Source organism: Streptomyces capillispiralis (assembly GCF_007829875.1).
Classification (GTDB): domain Bacteria; phylum Actinomycetota; class Actinomycetes; order Streptomycetales; family Streptomycetaceae; genus Streptomyces; species Streptomyces capillispiralis.
Genome location: NZ_VIWV01000001.1, coordinates 4,374,233 through 4,389,602, shown reverse-complemented (window position 1 = coordinate 4,389,602; position 15,370 = coordinate 4,374,233). Strand labels below are relative to the sequence as shown.

Annotated in this window: 14 protein-coding genes; 6 read left to right on the top strand and 8 right to left on the bottom strand. The window is 74.7% G+C overall.

The window, feature by feature from the left end:
* The first annotated feature begins 19 nt into the window (after nt 1-19).
* From FHX78_RS19010 to FHX78_RS18995, 3 genes are all read left to right on the top strand, one after another.
* Nucleotides 20-2,569, top strand: coding sequence for a helicase-associated domain-containing protein (locus tag FHX78_RS19010; RefSeq protein WP_145868617.1), 2,550 nt, complete (start codon nt 20-22; stop codon nt 2,567-2,569).
* 361 nt (nt 2,570-2,930) lie between these two features.
* Nucleotides 2,931-3,137, top strand: coding sequence for a hypothetical protein (locus FHX78_RS19000; RefSeq protein WP_145868615.1), 207 nt, complete (start codon nt 2,931-2,933; stop codon nt 3,135-3,137).
* Between the two features lie 98 nt (nt 3,138-3,235).
* Nucleotides 3,236-4,879: a DNA repair helicase XPB gene (locus FHX78_RS18995; RefSeq protein WP_145868614.1), complete on the top strand. Its 1,644-nt coding sequence runs from the start codon at nt 3,236-3,238 to the stop codon at nt 4,877-4,879.
* Nucleotides 4,880-4,940: 61 nt separating this feature from the next.
* On the opposite strand, the gene FHX78_RS18990 is transcribed toward FHX78_RS18995, so the two are convergent.
* Both FHX78_RS18990 and FHX78_RS18985 read right to left on the bottom strand, forming a co-directional pair.
* Complete coding sequence (locus FHX78_RS18990; RefSeq protein WP_145868613.1) at nt 4,941-5,324, bottom strand: hypothetical protein; 384 nt, start codon at nt 5,322-5,324, stop codon at nt 4,941-4,943.
* A gap of 169 nt (nt 5,325-5,493) precedes the next feature.
* Nucleotides 5,494-5,679, bottom strand: coding sequence for a hypothetical protein (locus FHX78_RS18985; protein ID WP_145868612.1), 186 nt, complete (start codon nt 5,677-5,679; stop codon nt 5,494-5,496).
* Nucleotides 5,680-6,002: 323 nt separating this feature from the next.
* Between FHX78_RS18985 and FHX78_RS18980 the strand changes: the two genes are divergently transcribed.
* Nucleotides 6,003-8,087 (top strand): HelD family protein, encoded by a 2,085-nt coding sequence (locus FHX78_RS18980; RefSeq protein WP_145868611.1) that lies wholly within the window; start codon nt 6,003-6,005, stop codon nt 8,085-8,087.
* A 15-nt stretch (nt 8,088-8,102) separates the two neighbouring features.
* On the opposite strand, the gene FHX78_RS18975 is transcribed toward FHX78_RS18980, so the two are convergent.
* The 4 genes from FHX78_RS18975 to FHX78_RS18955 form a co-directional block, all read right to left on the bottom strand.
* Nucleotides 8,103-8,792, bottom strand: coding sequence for a copper homeostasis protein CutC (locus tag FHX78_RS18975; RefSeq protein ID WP_145868610.1), 690 nt, complete (start codon nt 8,790-8,792; stop codon nt 8,103-8,105).
* Nucleotides 8,793-8,941: 149 nt separating this feature from the next.
* Nucleotides 8,942-9,622 (bottom strand): maleylpyruvate isomerase family mycothiol-dependent enzyme, encoded by a 681-nt coding sequence (locus FHX78_RS18965; RefSeq protein WP_145868609.1) that lies wholly within the window; start codon nt 9,620-9,622, stop codon nt 8,942-8,944.
* 118 nt (nt 9,623-9,740) lie between these two features.
* Nucleotides 9,741-11,528, bottom strand: a complete 1,788-nt coding sequence (locus tag FHX78_RS18960; RefSeq protein WP_229923884.1) for a S8 family peptidase — start codon at nt 11,526-11,528, stop codon at nt 9,741-9,743.
* Nucleotides 11,529-11,869: 341 nt separating this feature from the next.
* Nucleotides 11,870-12,733: an alpha/beta hydrolase gene (locus FHX78_RS18955; RefSeq protein WP_145868608.1), complete on the bottom strand. Its 864-nt coding sequence runs from the start codon at nt 12,731-12,733 to the stop codon at nt 11,870-11,872.
* A 185-nt stretch (nt 12,734-12,918) separates the two neighbouring features.
* Between FHX78_RS18955 and FHX78_RS18950 the strand changes: the two genes are divergently transcribed.
* Together FHX78_RS18950 and FHX78_RS18945 are read left to right on the top strand one after the other, a co-directional pair.
* Nucleotides 12,919-13,581, top strand: a complete 663-nt coding sequence (locus tag FHX78_RS18950) for an HD domain-containing protein (protein WP_145868607.1) — start codon at nt 12,919-12,921, stop codon at nt 13,579-13,581.
* A 34-nt stretch (nt 13,582-13,615) separates the two neighbouring features.
* On the top strand, nt 13,616-14,656 hold the full coding sequence (locus FHX78_RS18945) for a GNAT family N-acetyltransferase (RefSeq protein ID WP_145872059.1): 1,041 nt from the start codon (nt 13,616-13,618) through the stop codon (nt 14,654-14,656).
* Here FHX78_RS18945 and FHX78_RS18940 read toward each other — a convergent pair.
* Nucleotides 14,638-14,946: a DUF4031 domain-containing protein gene (locus FHX78_RS18940; protein WP_145868606.1), complete on the bottom strand. Its 309-nt coding sequence runs from the start codon at nt 14,944-14,946 to the stop codon at nt 14,638-14,640. The two genes, FHX78_RS18945 and FHX78_RS18940, sit on opposite strands and share 19 nt — an antisense overlap.
* Nucleotides 14,943-15,356 carry a hypothetical protein gene (locus tag FHX78_RS18935; protein ID WP_145868605.1) on the bottom strand — a complete coding sequence of 138 codons (414 nt, stop codon included), beginning with the start codon at nt 15,354-15,356 and terminating at the stop codon, nt 14,943-14,945. Before FHX78_RS18935 ends, FHX78_RS18940 begins: the two co-directional genes overlap by 4 nt.
* Nucleotides 15,357-15,370: the final 14 nt, after the last annotated feature.

The following is a 15,370-nucleotide window of genomic DNA, read 5'->3' as shown; positions in this document are numbered from 1 at the left end:
ACCCGCTACCGTGAGGCGGATGAGCACCGAGGAGAAGCCCGCGGCGGCCCCCCGATCCCTCGCTGAGGCACTCCGGGGGCGGGACGACGTGTCGCTGGCCGCGCTCCTGCGCAGCCGGCCGGACCTCGTCACGCCCGTGCCCACCGACCTCACCCAGCTCGCCACCCGCGCCGGCACCCGGGCCTCGGTCGTGCGGGCCCTGGAGCGCCTGGACCGGTTCGCGCTGCAGACGGCGCAGGCGCTGGCGGTGGCCGGGGACCCGGCGTCGTACGGGGAACTGCTCGGGCTGCTGGCGGGCGACGACGGCGACCCGGCGGTCGAGGCCGCGCTGCCGCACACCCTCGGCACCCTGCGCGAGCAGGCCCTGGTGTGGGGCGACGACACCCGGCTGCGGCTCGTGCGCACCGCCCGTGAGCTGCTGTCGCCGTCGCCGCAGCACCCCTCGCCGACCGGACTGGGCCCGAGCGTGCGGGAGGCCACCGCGGGGATGTCGCCGGGGCGGATTCAGGAGATCGTGGCGACGGCGGGGCTGCCGTCCACCCACGACTCGGTCTCCGCGGTGACCGCCCTGACCGCCCTGTTCGACGACCCGGCGCGGATGTCCGCCCTGCTCGACGAGGCGCCGAGCGAGTCCGTGGAGGTGCTGGAGCGGCTGGTGTGGGGCCCGCCGTACGGGCAGGTCACCGCCGATCCCGCGCCCCGGCTGCGCTGGCTCCTGGACCGGGGGCTGCTGCTGCCGACCGCGCCCGGGACGGTCGTCCTGCCGCGCGAGGTGGCGCTGCGGCTGCGGGCCGGGCGGGCGCACCGCCGGCCGGAGCCGGTGCCGCCGCCCGTCGAGGCGGCGGCCACGCACCGTCCGCAGGTGGTGGACGCGACGGCGGCCGGGCAGGCGTACACGGCGTCGGTGACCGTCGAGGAGCTGCTGAAGGACTGGCACGAGGGCGGCCCGGCGGTGCTGCGGGCCGGCGGACTGAGCGTGCGGGACCTGAAGCGGACCGCCGTCGCCCTCGACGTGACCGAGCCGGTGGCCGCGTTCTGGGTCGAACTGGCCTACGCGGCCGGCCTGCTGGCCTCCGACGGGGAGGCCGAGGAGCGGTACGCGGCGACCCCGGCCTACGACGAGTGGCGCGAGCAGCCTCCCGCGGAGCGGTGGGCGCGGCTGGCCGCAGCCTGGCTGACGGCGACCCGGACGCCCGGCCTGGTCGGCGGGCGGGACGCGAAGGACCGCACGCTGTCGGCGCTGGGGCCGGGGCTGGACCGCTCGGCGGCGCCGGAGGTGCGGCACCGGGTGCTGACGCTGCTCGCCGGGCTGCCGGAGGGGGCCGCGCCGTCCGCCGAGTCGGTCCTGGCCCGTCTGCACTGGGAGCGGCCGCCGCGCGGCGGCGGGCAGGGCTCCGGTGACGGGGAGGACCTGCGGACGCGGCTGGCCCGGTGGGTGCTGTCCGAGGCGGAGACGCTCGGCGTCACCGGGCGCGGCGCGCTGTCCGCGCACGGGCGGGCGCTGATCGGCGCGCCCGCGCCCCGGCGGCCCGAGGCGGAGCCCGAGGGGCCGGGCGACAAGCTGCCGGTCCACCACCGGCCCGCCCCGCCGCCGGCCCCGCTCTCCCCCGCCGAGCAGGCCGCCGCCACCGCTGCCGCCGCCCGCCTGCTGGCGCCGCTGCTGCCCGAACCCCTGGACCACGTGCTCCTCCAGGCCGATCTGACGGCCGTGGCGCCGGGCCCGCTGGAGCGGCCGCTCGCCGACACGCTGGGCGTCCTCGCGGACGTGGAGTCGAAGGGTGGCGCGACCGTCTACCGGTTCACGCCCGGGTCGGTACGCCGTGCCCTGGACGCCGGACGGACCGCCGCCGACCTGCACGCCTTCCTCGCCGCCCACTCCCGTACGCCGGTGCCGCAGCCGCTCGCGTACCTCATCGACGACGTGGCCCGCCGGCACGGGCACCTGCGGGTGGGCGCCGCCTCGGCGTACGTCCGCTGCGACGACGACGCGGTGCTCAACGAGATCCTCGCCGACAAGCGCGCCGCCGGCCTGGGCCTGCGCCGGCTGGCGCCGACGGTGCTGGCCGCGCAGGCCGGTCCGGCGGGCCTGCTGGAGGGGCTGCGCGCGATGGGGTTCGCGCCGGCCGCCGAGTCCGCCGAGGGCGACGTCCTGATCAGCCGGGCCGACGCCCACCGCACCCCGCCGCGCACGGCGCCCGAGCCGGTCCCCGAAGGGCCGCCGGTCCCCGACGACACGCTGCTCGCGGCGGCGATCCGGGCCATCCGCGCCGGTGACCTCGCCTCCACCGCCCCGCGCAAACCGGCCGCCGGGGACGGGGCGGACAGCGGGGAGCCGCCCCGCACCACGGCCGCCGACACCCTCGCCACCCTCCAGGCCGCCGTCCTCACCGGCGGGTCGCTGTGGATCGGCTACGTCAACGCCGAGGGCGCGGCGAGCCAGCGTGTGATCGCCCCGGTCCGCGTCGAGGGCGGCTTCGTCACGGCGTACGACCACACAGCGGACGAGGTGCGTACGTATCCGCTCCACAGGATCACCGGCGTCGCGGAGCTGGCGGACGACGAGGGCTGACCCCTTCGGGTGTACGGCGGGCTTCATGCGCGCCACGCCGGGGGGTTCCACCTGATGAGCGAGCTTGCGGGCCGTGCCGCATCGGGCGGCCGGGCGCGGGGCAGCCACCCGGTGTCCTGAACGGGCCCGGACCGACCACCGCGGCCCGTTCGCGCGCAACAGAGAGGAAGCCCCATGCGTGCCGTTCGTCGTGTCGCCGCCGTCCTGACCTCCACGGTCGCGTTGCTCGGAGTGTTCGCCGCCGAGGCCGCCGCCGTCGGGATCGACCTCGGCGGTGGCCTGACCCTCTGACACGTCCCGCCGCGCGGGCCGGTCCCCGTCCCCGGGACCGGCCCGTCCCCCGCCGACCGGAAGGTGCCTCATGCGTTCCGCGTTCCGTGCCGTCGCCGGCTGTCTCACCGCCGTCGCGCTCGCCCTGGCCCTCACCCTGGCCCTCGCGCCCGCCGCCACCGCGCTGCCGCTGCCATTGCCCCTGCCGGTTCCGGCCGGGGCGGAGCCGCTCGTCACCGAGGGGGTGACCGTCGAAGGGCCGCTGGTGAACAACCTCACGCTGCCCTCGCTGAGATAGCCGGTCCCGTTCGGGACACCTGCGGTGGGCTATCAGGCAAACTGGACGTTTGGCCGAGTTGTGCCCGTGCCGAGCCCGTCGCAGAAAGGCAGCCGCGCGTGAATGGTCCGCTCATCGTCCAGTCCGACAAGACCCTGCTCCTCGAGGTCGACCACGAGCAGGCCGACGACTGCCGTCGGGTGATCGCGCCGTTCGCCGAGCTGGAGCGGGCCCCCGAGCACATCCACACCTACCGGGTCACCCCGCTGGGCCTGTGGAACGCGCGTGCGGCCGGACACGACGCCGAACAGGTCGTGGACGCGCTGGTGCAGTACAGCCGCTACCCCGTGCCGCACGCGCTGCTCGTCGACATCGCCGACACCATGGACCGCTACGGGCGGCTCAGCCTGGTCAAGCACCCGGCGCACGGCCTGGTGCTGACCACCACCGACCGGCCCGTCCTGGAGGAGGTGCTGCGCTCCAAGCGGATCGCCCCGCTGGTCGGCGACCGCATCGACCCGGACACGGTGATCGTGCACCCCTCGGAGCGCGGGCAGATCAAGCAGACGCTGCTGAAGCTGGGCTGGCCGGCCGAGGACCTCGCCGGGTACGTGGACGGCGAGGCGCACCCCATCGACCTGCGCGAGGACGGCTGGGCGCTGCGCCCGTACCAGAAGCAGGCCGTGGAGAACTTCTGGCACGGCGGCTCCGGCGTGGTCGTGCTGCCCTGCGGCGCCGGCAAGACGCTGGTCGGGGCGGGCGCGATGGCGCAGGCCAGGTCGACGACCCTGATCCTGGTCACCAACACCGTCTCGGCCCGCCAGTGGAAGCACGAGCTGGTGAAGCGGACCTCGCTGACCGAGGACGAGATCGGCGAGTACAGCGGGACGAAGAAGGAGATCCGTCCGGTCACCATCGCCACCTACCAGGTGCTGACCACCCGGCGGAAGGGCGTCTACCCCCACCTGGAGCTGTTCGACTCCCGGGACTGGGGCCTGATCGTCTACGACGAGGTGCACCTGCTGCCCGCGCCCGTCTTCAAGTTCACCGCCGACCTCCAGGCCCGGCGCCGGCTCGGTCTCACGGCGACCCTGGTGCGGGAGGACGGCCGCGAGTCGGACGTGTTCTCGCTGATCGGGCCGAAGCGGTTCGACGCCCCGTGGAAGGAGATCGAGGCGCAGGGCTACATCGCCCCGGCCGACTGCGTCGAGGTCCGGGTCAGTCTCACCGAGTCCGAGCGGCTGGCGTACGCGACGGCGGAGCAGGAGGAGAAGTACCGGTTCTGCTCGACGACGGCGACCAAGCAGAAGGTGACGGAGGCGATCGTCCGGCGGTTCGCGGGCCAGCAGATCCTCGTCATCGGGCAGTACATCGACCAGCTGGACGAGCTGGGCGAGCACCTGGGCGCGCCGGTGATCAAGGGCGAGACGTCCAACGCGCAGCGGGAGAAGCTGTTCGACGCGTTCCGGGAGGGCGAGATCAGCGTCCTGGTCGTGTCCAAGGTCGCGAACTTCTCGATCGACCTGCCGGAGGCGACGGTCGCCGTGCAGGTGTCGGGGACGTTCGGGTCGCGGCAGGAGGAGGCGCAGCGGCTCGGCCGGGTGCTGCGGCCCAAGGCGGACGGGCACAAGGCGCACTTCTACTCCGTGGTCGCCCGGGACACCATCGACCAGGACTTCGCGGCGCACCGCCAGCGCTTCCTGGCGGAGCAGGGCTACGCCTACCGGATCATGGACGCGGACGAACTGCTCGCCGGGAGCTGAGCGCGGGCACTCCGCGGGCACTCCGCGGGTGTCCGTCCGGTCGTCACCCCGCGTCCGGTGTTCACCCCGCGGGCAGGGTGAACACCAGCACCAGGACGAGCGTCCAGGGCAGCAGTGAGAGCCCGGCCAGCCAGGCGCGCGGCACCGACCAGCGGCGGGTCCACGGCAGCAGCCAGGCCGTGAACCAGGCGCCCGTCGCGAGGAGGCCGCCGAAGAAGAGGGTGCCGTAGATCAGGGTCAGGGCGGTCGTCAGCGCCCGGGAGCAGTCGTCGGGTCCGCAGCCGTCGGTCGCCATGACGGACATGCCGCCGAGCAGCACCGCCGACGGTGCCAGGACCGAGCCGAGCACGGTCGCGACGGCCGGGGCCACCCAGGCGCGGCGGTCCCGTCCGGTGCGGTACCGCCGGGCGGGCGGCGCGGGGGCGGCTGCGGGGTGGGGGCTCATGGGGCCAGTGAAGCCGCCCCGGGACGGGCGGGGCACCGGCGCGGGTACTCACCCCGGCACGCGCCCGTACTCATCCGGGCGGTCGTCACGCCCATGCTCATCCGGGCGGGCGCCACGCCCATGCTCATCCGGGCGCGCCGCTGCGCCCCCGTGCTGATTCGGGCGGCCGCTACTTCCGGCGGACGCCCATCTCCTCGCCGTACTCGCCGAGGACGATCACCTCGAAGGCGGCGCCGAGGAAGACCTTCACCGCGCGCAGGGCGTCACCGAGGCGGTGCGGGTGACTGCCCTGGACGGCGGTCGCGCCGGCCGGCCGGACCGGCGGCGGGGCTGGGTTGACGGTGGCTGCGCTCATGCCTCCATGGTTGCTCTCCGGCCCCGCCCCGGGCATCGGTCCAGGGGACCGGTCCGCCGGGCCCTCCCGGTCCCCCTCCGGTACGAGCCGTACCTCTCGGGCAGGACGGCATCCCCTAGGGGGCAGAGGGCCGGAGCCCGGACGCGCCCCCCGTCGGCGTGCCCGCCGGGGCCGCCCCGCCCGGCGCGGAAATCCGTTTGGACCGCACCGGCACCGCGTCCTAGACTCTCCGCTCTTGCCCGCCTCCCTCACGGAGCGCCGCCGTCCGGACGGAAACCGGCCGGTACCCCAGCAGCCGCAGCAGCTCCCCCGGAGGCACCCCCTTGTCCGCGTCCACCCCCGTCGACGAGCCCGCGCACGGCAGCCCCCCGGGCGGTTCCGGTGACGACCCGCTCGCCCGCGAACGCTCCCACCTCGCCGCGTCCCGTTCCGCCCTGCGCGCCATGCGCGAGGACGTCGAGGCCCTCGACATCGGCGACGTCACCGCCAACTGGGTCAACGCGGCCGTGCTGGAGCACCAGATCGGGGAGCGCATCAAGGCGCTGGCCGACCTCAGCGACACCCCGCTGTTCTTCGGCCGCCTCGACTACCTGCACTCCCCCGGCGCCGACCGGGCCGAGGGCGCGGACGGCGAACGGTTCTACATCGGGCGCCGGCACGTGCACGACGCGGACGGCGACCCGATGGTGATCGACTGGCGTGCGCCGGTGTCGCAGCCGTTCTACCGGGCGTCCAAGAAGGACCCGATGGACGTCGCGCTGCGCCGCCGCTTCGGCTACACCGGCGGCGACCTCACCGCGTACGAGGACGAGCACCTGTCCGACCCCACCGAGGCGGCCACCACCAGCAAGCTGCTCCAGCAGGAGATCGAGCGTCCGCGCGTCGGCCCGATGCGGGACATCGTCGCCACCATCCAGCCCGAGCAGGACGAGATCGTACGGTCCGGGCTGTCGGGCAGCGTGTGCGTGCAGGGAGGTCCGGGGACCGGGAAGACCGCCGTCGGCCTGCACCGGGTGGCCTACCTGCTGTACGCCCACCGCGAGCGGCTGGCCCGCACCGGCACGCTGGTCGTCGGGCCGAACCGGTCCTTCCTGCACTACATCGAGCAGGTGCTGCCCGCGCTGGGCGAACTGGCCGTCGCCCAGGCCACCGTGGACGACCTGGTGGCGCACGTGGAGGTGCGCGGGACGGACGACGCGCCGGCGGCGCTCGTCAAGGGCGACGCCCGGATGGCGCGGGTGCTGCGCAGGGCGCTCTACTCGCACATCACCCCGCCCACCGAGCCGGTCGTGGTGGTGCGCGGCTCCCGCCGCTGGCGCGTCCCGGCGTACGAACTGCAGGACCTCGTGAGCCAGTTGCTGGACCGCGACATCCGCTACGGCGCCGCCCGCGAGGCGCTCCCGCAGCGCATCGCGCACGCCGTGCTGGTGCAGATGGAGCGGGCCGGGGAGGCTCCGGACGACCGGGTGCAGGACGCGGTGGCCCGCAACAGCGCGGTGAAGGCGGCGGTGAAGGCGGTCTGGCCGGCCGTCGACCCGGCGAAGCTGGTGCTGCGGCTGCTCGGCGACCCGGCGTTCCTGGCCGAGCACGCCGAAGGGCTGCTCGACGAGGAGGAGCGCAAGGCGATCCTCTGGACGAAGCCGGCCCGCTCGGTGAAGTCGGCGAAGTGGTCGTCCGCCGACGCGGTGCTGATCGACGAGGCGGCCGACCTGATCCAGCGCACGCCCTCGCTCGGGCACGTGGTGCTCGACGAGGCGCAGGACCTCTCCCCCATGCAGTACCGGGCGGTGGGCCGGCGCTGCACGACCGGTTCGGCGACCGTCCTCGGCGACCTGGCGCAGGGCACCACCCCCTGGTCGACCCGGAGCTGGGAGGAGGCGCTGGGGCACCTGGGCAAGCGGGACGCGGTGATCGAGGAGCTGACGGCCGGTTTCCGCGTCCCGACGGACGTGATCGCCTACGCCTCCCGGCTGCTCCCGCACATCGCGCCGGGCCTCACCCCGGTGGCGTCGATCCGTGAGAACCCGGGCTTCTTCGAGGTGCGCCGGGCGCGGGGGACGGACGACGTGGTGTCCGCGTGCCGCGAACTGCTGCGCCGGGAGGGCTCGGTGGGCCTGATCGCGGCGGACGCCCGGCTTCCCGAGCTGGCGGAGCTGCTGGGGGCGGCGGGGATCACCTTCGTCGCCCCCGGTGAGGAGACGACCCGCGACACCCGGCTGACCCTGGTCCCGGCGTCCCTGGCGAAGGGCCTGGAGTACGACTACGTGGTCCTGGACGAGCCCCGGGCCGTGGTCGACGCCGAACCCGACGAACGCACCGGCCTGCGCCGCCTGTACGTCACCCTGACCCGGGCGGTGTCGGGACTGGTCGTCACCCACGCGGCACCCCTGCCGGAGCAGCTGGCGTAGGGCCGGGGGTCCGCCTCAGTCGTCCAGCGCGTGCCGCCAGGCGGCGACGGCGTCCGCCGAGACCGGCCCGTCCCACCCCCGGGGCCGGGCCGCCCCGCCGATGTGGAAGCCGTCGATGCCCGCGGCCAGCAGGTGCGGCACGTGGTCCAGCCGCAGCCCCCCGCCCACGAGGAGCCGCTGCTCGTAGCCCGGCTCGCCGCGCCGCGCCGCCTCCGCGAGCAGCGTCGGCAGCCCGGCGTCGACGCCCTCGGCGGCGCCCGCCGTCAGGTAGGTGTCCAGTCCGGGCAGCCCGTCCAGCTGCTTGCGCAGGGCGTCCCGGTCCGCCGCCCGGTCGATGGCGCGGTGGAAGGTCCACCGGCAGCCCTCCAGCGCGTCGACGACCCGCTCCACCGCACCGGCGTCGACGCTTCCCTGCGCGTCCAGGAAGCCGAGCACGAACTCCTCCGCCCCGGCCTCCCGCAGTGCGCGCGCGGCCCGCACCAGACGCCCCACGTCGCCCGCCGCGAACCCGTCGGCCAGCCGCACCATCACCCGGACCGGAAGGTCCACGGCCGCGCGGATCCCGGCGACGGTCGCCGTCGGCGGAGTGAGCCCGTCCGCCGCCATGTCGGCGACCAGCTCGAGGCGGTCGGCGCCTCCGTCCCGGGCGGCCACCGCGTCCTCGACGTCGAGGGCGATCACCTCCAGGAGTGCACGCTTGCTCATGGGACCCCATTCGTCGGGCTCGGTCGGCCATTACAGGTCTAGTCCAATCCAAGCCTACGCCCGACCGGCCGGCCCCTTCACCCCCGGCTCACCCGCCTCACCGCCTCACCGCCTCACCCGGCTCACCCGGCTCACCCGGCTCACCCGGCTCACCCGGCGAAGATGTTCAGCGCCTCCGCCTCCGCCCCGGCCAGCTCGTACGACGCCCCGTCCACCGGCCGTCCCGCGTACAGCCTGACCAGCGTCGGCCCGTCGCCGATGTAGCGGGCCGGGGGGCGTTCCCCGGAGAAGTCGCCCAGCCGCAGCGGCTCGTCGGCGTCGTCCAGGTCGGCGTGGAGCGGGAGGTGACCGCGCCGGGCGGTCACCTGCGCCAGCAGGGTGAGCGCGTACGGCAGTCCCGCGCCCGCGTACGCGCCGGGCGCACCGAGTGCGACCCGTACGTCCCCGGCGTGCACCCACTCGCCCAGCGCGAGGGCGTCCAGCGCCCCGCCGGCCCGGGCGATCAGCGGCCCGGCCTCGGTCATCCCGAGCTCCAGCTCATCGACGACGCGCCGGTCGCTCCACCCGGCCCGCTCGGCGATGTCCCGGTCGTTGGACTCGGGCGAGAACACGCCCTCCTCGAACCGGCGTTCCCGTACCCGGGTGAACGCGGCCGAGCAGTGCGCCAGCACGTCCCGCACCGTCCAGCCCGGACAGGCGGGGACCGGCAGCGCGAAGTCCGCGTCCGCCCTGCCCCGCAGCAGGGGCACCAGCTCGTCCCGCTCGACGGCCAGCAGCCGCCCGGGCAGCTCCGGGTCCCGTACGTCGTGCACATCCGCAGGAGTCGTCATGCCGTCCACCGTAGGGCCTGCCGGCGGAACGGACCCGGGCGCGGCGAAGGGTCCGCCGGTGCCCCCGGCACCGGCAGACCCTCCTCGTCACCTCATCCGGTCGTAGCCGTCGGACCCGTCAGAAGGTCAGGCCCCAGGAGTCGATGTACCCGGTGTCGCCCGAGTAGACGTCGGTCACCCGCAGCTGCCAGGTGCCGGACGCCTGGACGGACGAGGCGTTGACCGTGTACGTCGCGATGACGTTGTCGGCGCTGTCGGAGGAGCTGGTGTTCTTCAGCGTCCAGGAGGTGCCGTTGGGCGCGAAGAGCTGGACCTTGAGGTCACCGCGGTAGGTGTGCTTGATGTCCACGGAGACCTGGAGGTCGGACGGGGCGTAGCCGCTGACGCCGGTCACGTCGATGGTCGAGTAGACGTAGCGGCCGTCGGCGTCCGGGATGTTCCAGTTCTCGGAGTTGGTGAAGACCTGTCCGCCGGGGTCGGTGCCGCCGCCCAGCGCGGCGAGGGTGCGCGCGGCGTCCGCGAGGCCGTAGCCGCAGCCGCCGCCGCAGGTGCCGGGCAGGGCACGGGCGTTGTTCTTGAGGGCGTTCTCGACGCCGCTCGGGGTGAGGGCCGGGTCCTTCTCGTACATCAGCGCGGCGAGGCCGGCGATGTGCGGGGCGGCCATGCTGGTGCCCTGGTAGGCCCGGTAGGTCTCGGAGCCGGGCGTGGTGGTGCCGCTGTTCAGCGTGGACAGGATGCCGTTGGCGGAGCCGGCGGCCGTCTCGCCGCCGGGCGCGGTGATGTCGATGATCGAGCCGTAGTTGGAGTAGCTCGCGCGGTTGCCCTCACGGTCGCCGGCCGCGACGGTGACGACGTTGCCGCAGTTGGCCGGGGTGAAGCCGGAGGCGTTGGTGTTGGAGTTGCCGGCGGCGACGACCACGGTGGTGCCGCGGCTCACGGCGCCGTTGATGGCGTCCTGGGTGACGGCCTGGCAGGAGCCGGAGCCGCCGAGGCTGAGGTTGATGACGTCGGCCGGGGTGGGGTTGGAGGGCACGCCGGGGACGTAGCCGCCGGAGGCCCACACGATGGCGTCGGCGATGTCGGCGGTGCTGCCGCCGCAGCGGCCGAGGACGCGGACGGGCTGGACGGAGGCGTCGTACGCGACACCGGCCACGCCCTTGCCGTTGCCGGCGACGGCGGCGACGGTGCCGGCGACGTGCGTGCCGTGCCAGGAGGAGTTGCTCGCGCGGGAGCCGGAGTAGCACTCGTTCTCGAGCGTCCAGTCGCCCTCGTCGCGGGGGTTGCTGTCCCGGCCGCCGCCGTCGCGGGCGCTCCAGGAGTCGGAGATGAAGTCGTACCCGGCGACGACGTTGGCGTCGAGGTCGGAGTGCTGGACGTAGCCGGTGTCGATGACGGCGACGTGGACGCCCTGGCCGGAGGCGCCGCCGGTCCAGGCGTTCTCGACGTTCATGCCGGCGGTGGCCTCGAAGAGGTCCCACTGGCTGGGGTAGTACGGGTCGTCGGGGCCGGCCATCGCGTACATGCGGGTGTCGCGGGCGACGTACGCGACGTCGGCGTCGGCCTCGAAGGTGTCGATGACGTCCTGGAGGGAGCCGCCCTGCAGCGCGTCGCCGAGGTCGACGAGTGCGGCGCCGGTGCCCAGGCGGCGTTCGAAGGCGAGGCTCTCGCCGGCGCGGTCGCCCTTGGCCCTGGCGTCCTTCCTGGCCTCGGCGTCGGACCTGGCCTCGGCGGCCTTCTTCTCGTAGCCGACGATCAGGCGGTCGACGGGGGCGTCGGCGGCGGCCCTCGGGTCGGCCGGGGCGGGCTGTGCGGCCGGCGCCGCGACGGCCGCCGTCACTCCTGAGCCGAGGAGCGCGGCCGTCGTCACCGCCAGCAGGGATATGCGCAGGCGTCTGGAACCGTTCAAGGTGGGGCTGCCTTTCGCGAGCTGGGACCGGGCGTGCGGAACCAGCGGTTAGTTCTGTCCATGACAAGCACGTGCCTGCCCCCGGCAGGCTGCCCCAGGGGAGAGGACAGGTCGGCAGCCTGGTGGGGGCCGCGGACAGGCACGACCGTCTCCACCGCACGCGATCACGACGCTTGTCGCCGCAACAGGTGAACGTTCGGTGAACCGGTGGCAGGAACCTACGACCGCGCCCAGGGGCCCACTATCCGTGAGGTGTTACCTACGGATACGCAAATAACTCCGGGCCCCCGCGCGGACCGTGCGGCCGTGCGCGTGGGTCCGTGTCCAGGGCGGCGCCCGCGTCAGTGCGACTCGGCGAGTTCGCCCAGCACCCGCGCCGCCGGCGCCGGGTCGACCAGCCACTTCAGGTGGCTTCCGCCGAGGGTGCGGACGTCGTACGGGTTGTCCGGGGTCAGTTCGTTCCCCTCGCGGATCAGCCGGTCCTGCATGGCGAGCGGCATGCTCGCGTCGTCGGCCAGGCGGACGAAGGTCTTCGGGACACGGCCCCAGGTCGCGGCCTGCGCCCGGTCGGCGGAGGTGCCGACGTCCAGGTTCTCGTCGGGCTGGAAGGTGTTGAGGAAGGTCAGGAACTCCTCGTCGGTGCCGTCGGCGAGGAAGGCCGCCCTGAACGCCGCGAGGGCGGCCGGGTCCGCGGTGCGGAAGTTGACGCGGAGCAGGCCGAGTTCGGCCGGGTTCCCGGCCATCGCCAGGCCCAGGGAGGCGGCGTCGACCGTGGCCATCTCCGGCTCGGCGTAGTAGTCGTTCACGTCGAGGGCAACCGGGCACCAGGCGGAGACGTAGACGATGCGGTCGATGAGGTCCGGCCGCGCGTTGGCCGCGGCCGTGGCCGTGATGCCGCCGCGGCTGTGTGCGAGGAGGATCACGGGCCCGTTCCGCTTGGCCCGCTCCAGGATCCCGATCAGGTGCGCGGCGTTGTCGGCGAGCGTGACGCCCTTGATCGACCCCGGCGCGGTGGCGAGCCCTTCGGGGTCCTGCGGCGCCTGGTAGGCGTGGGTGTAGGTCGCCCCGAAGCCGTGACCGGGCAGGTCGACGGCGACCGAACGGTGCCCGAGCAGGCCGAGTTCGGCCTGCAACGGCGCGAAGGAGAAGGAGTTCGCGAAGGCCCCGTGGACGAGGACGAACGTCGGTCGCGCCTGGCTGCTCATCTTCCGGTCTCCTCGCACGGGGGCGGTCACGCACGTCACGACCGGCCGAGGAACCGCGGGGCGCCGACCGAACGGATGCGCGAGCTACAGCGACCCACCTTACCCAGCGGAAGATCAGCCGTACTACCCGTGATCGGGGTTCCTCCGGAACCACGCAGCGCGCACGCACCGGGAACAATGGCGGTATGGCCGACACCGATGTGCTGCGTGCTCGATTCGTCCGTGCTCTGGAGGGGGTCCGGGGTCCCGGGGGCGGGCCCGGCCCGGTGCCGTACGCGGACAACCTGATCGCCCGCTGGCAGGAACCGCAGCGGCACTACCACACGCTCGCCCACCTCACGGCGGTCCTCGACCACGTCGACGAGCTGGCGGGGCACGCGGACGACCCGGACGTCGTACGGCTGGCGGCCTGGTTCCACGACGCCGTCTACCTGCCGGACCGCTCCGAGAACGAGGAGCGCTCCGCCCGGCTCGCCGAGCGGGCCCTGTCCGAGGCCGGGGTGCCGGCGGGGAAGACCGCCGAGGTGGCCCGGCTGGTCCGGCTCACCGTCACGCACGACCCGGCCGACGACGACCGCGACGGCCAGGTGCTGTGCGACGCCGACCTCGCGGTCCTCGCCTCGCCGCCGTCGGCGTACGCCGCCTACACGGCCGCCGTCCGCGAGGAGTACCACTTCGTGCCGAGCGACGCCTTCCGCGCGGGCCGGGCCGACGTGCTGCGGCAACTCCTCGCCCTGCCACGGCTGTTCCGTACGCCCTACGGGAGCGAGCACTGGGAGGCCACCGCCCGCTACAACCTGCGCGGCGAGCTGGAAATGCTGTCGACCCCGGCGCCGCCGCCCGCCTAGCCTGCCCCGCATGCGTGCTGTGGGAGCGGAACAGGTGGAGGAAGCCGTCGCGCACTGCGTGGCGGCGCTGGGGACGGTCACCGACCGGGACTGGGAGGGGGTGGGGGCCGGACGGCTGGAGTGGGACTGCCGGCGGACGGCGCTGCACATGGCGGAGGATCTCATCGGGTACGCCGGACAGTTGGCCGGGCGGGCGACCGAGGGCTACGCGCCCTTCGAGATCGCCTTCGAGGAGGGCACCGACAACGCGGGCGTGCTGCGCGTGATCACCACGACCGGCGCCCTGCTCGCCGCCGCCGTCCGCACCACCCCGCGCGCCGTGCGCGCCTTCCACCCGTATCCCTTCCGGCACGCGAACCGCGAGGGCTTCGCCGCGATGGGCGTGGCCGAAGTGCTGCTGCACACGCACGACATCGCCGAGGGACTGGGCATCGCCCACGAGCCCCCGGCCGAGCTGTGCGACTTCGTGCTCACCCGGATCTTCCCCACGGTCCGGCCCGGCCCCGACCCCTGGCCGACCCTGCTGTGGGCGACGGGCCGCGGCGACCTGCCGGGCCGTGCGCCCGTCACCCGCTGGCGCTGGAGCAACAACCCGGTGCTGCGCTCCGAGCGGCTCGTCCTGGAGGGCGTCACCCCGGCCGCCGCGGCCGACCTGGCCCTGGGCGGCGACGGCGGGTTCGACTGGGTCCCCTCGGGCCCGTTCGACGGGACGCGCGAGGGCGCCGGGATCCTGGTCAAGCAGTACGAGGAGGGCGTGTTCCGGCCGGAGTGGGCCATGTACGTACTGGTCGGGAGCGAGGACGACCGCGCGGTGGGCGCGATGGGCTTCCACGGCGCCCCCGTGGACGGCGAGGTGGAGATCGGCTACGACCTCTCCGTGGACGCCCGCGGCCGCGGTTACGCCACCGAGGCCCTGCGCACCCTGTCCGCGTGGGCGCTCGCCCAGGACGGCGTGCACACCGTGCGGGCCGTCGTGGAGCGGCGGAACACGCCCTCGCGGAACGTCGTCACCCGGGCCGGGTTCACCCAGGTCTCCGAGGACGAGGGGCAGATCGCCTACGCGCTGCGCGGCTGACCGGCCCCCGTGCCCGCGCCCGCCCCCGTGCCCGCGCCCTTGCGCCGCCGCAGCCCCGCCCCGTGCAGCAGCCGCACCACCTCGCGGCTGCTGACCTCGACGGCACCGGCGCGCACGACGTCGGCGTACCGGTGCTCGGGGATGTCGTAGTGGTCGCGCTCGAAGGCGCGGCGGGGGACGCCCAGGCGGTCGGCGAAGGCGTGCAGTTCGTCGTAGGAGCGGTCGCTGACGAGGTGGGACCACATCCGGCCGTGTCCGGGCCAGGTCGGCGGGTCGATGTAGACGGTCACGAGGAGACCGCCCCGCCCGTGGCCCGGCCCAGTCCGCCCACCGCCGCGACCTTCACGCCCGCCTTGTGGCACACCCAGTGCGGATCGGGGCCGAGTTCCGGCTCCACGTCCAGCGCGTGCGGGTCGCCGGAGCCGCACACCGGGCACAGCGGCCAGCGCCCGTGGCGTTCCAGCAGGGCGTCCTGGACGTCCTGGGCGACCAGGCCGGCGAGGAACCCGGCGCCCTCCGGCCACTGTTCGACCCACCAGCGCCGGTGGGTGACGGACTCCTCGACCAGGGACACCACGTCCGCCTCGGCGACCTCACGGGCGACCAGATCGGCGAGCACGAGGGCGCGCGCCGCGTGCAGCGCCTGTTCCAGGGGGGTGACCGGGTGGGCGCCGGGTTCGCCGCGGGGGTGGGGGTCCATGCCCCCATTGTGCG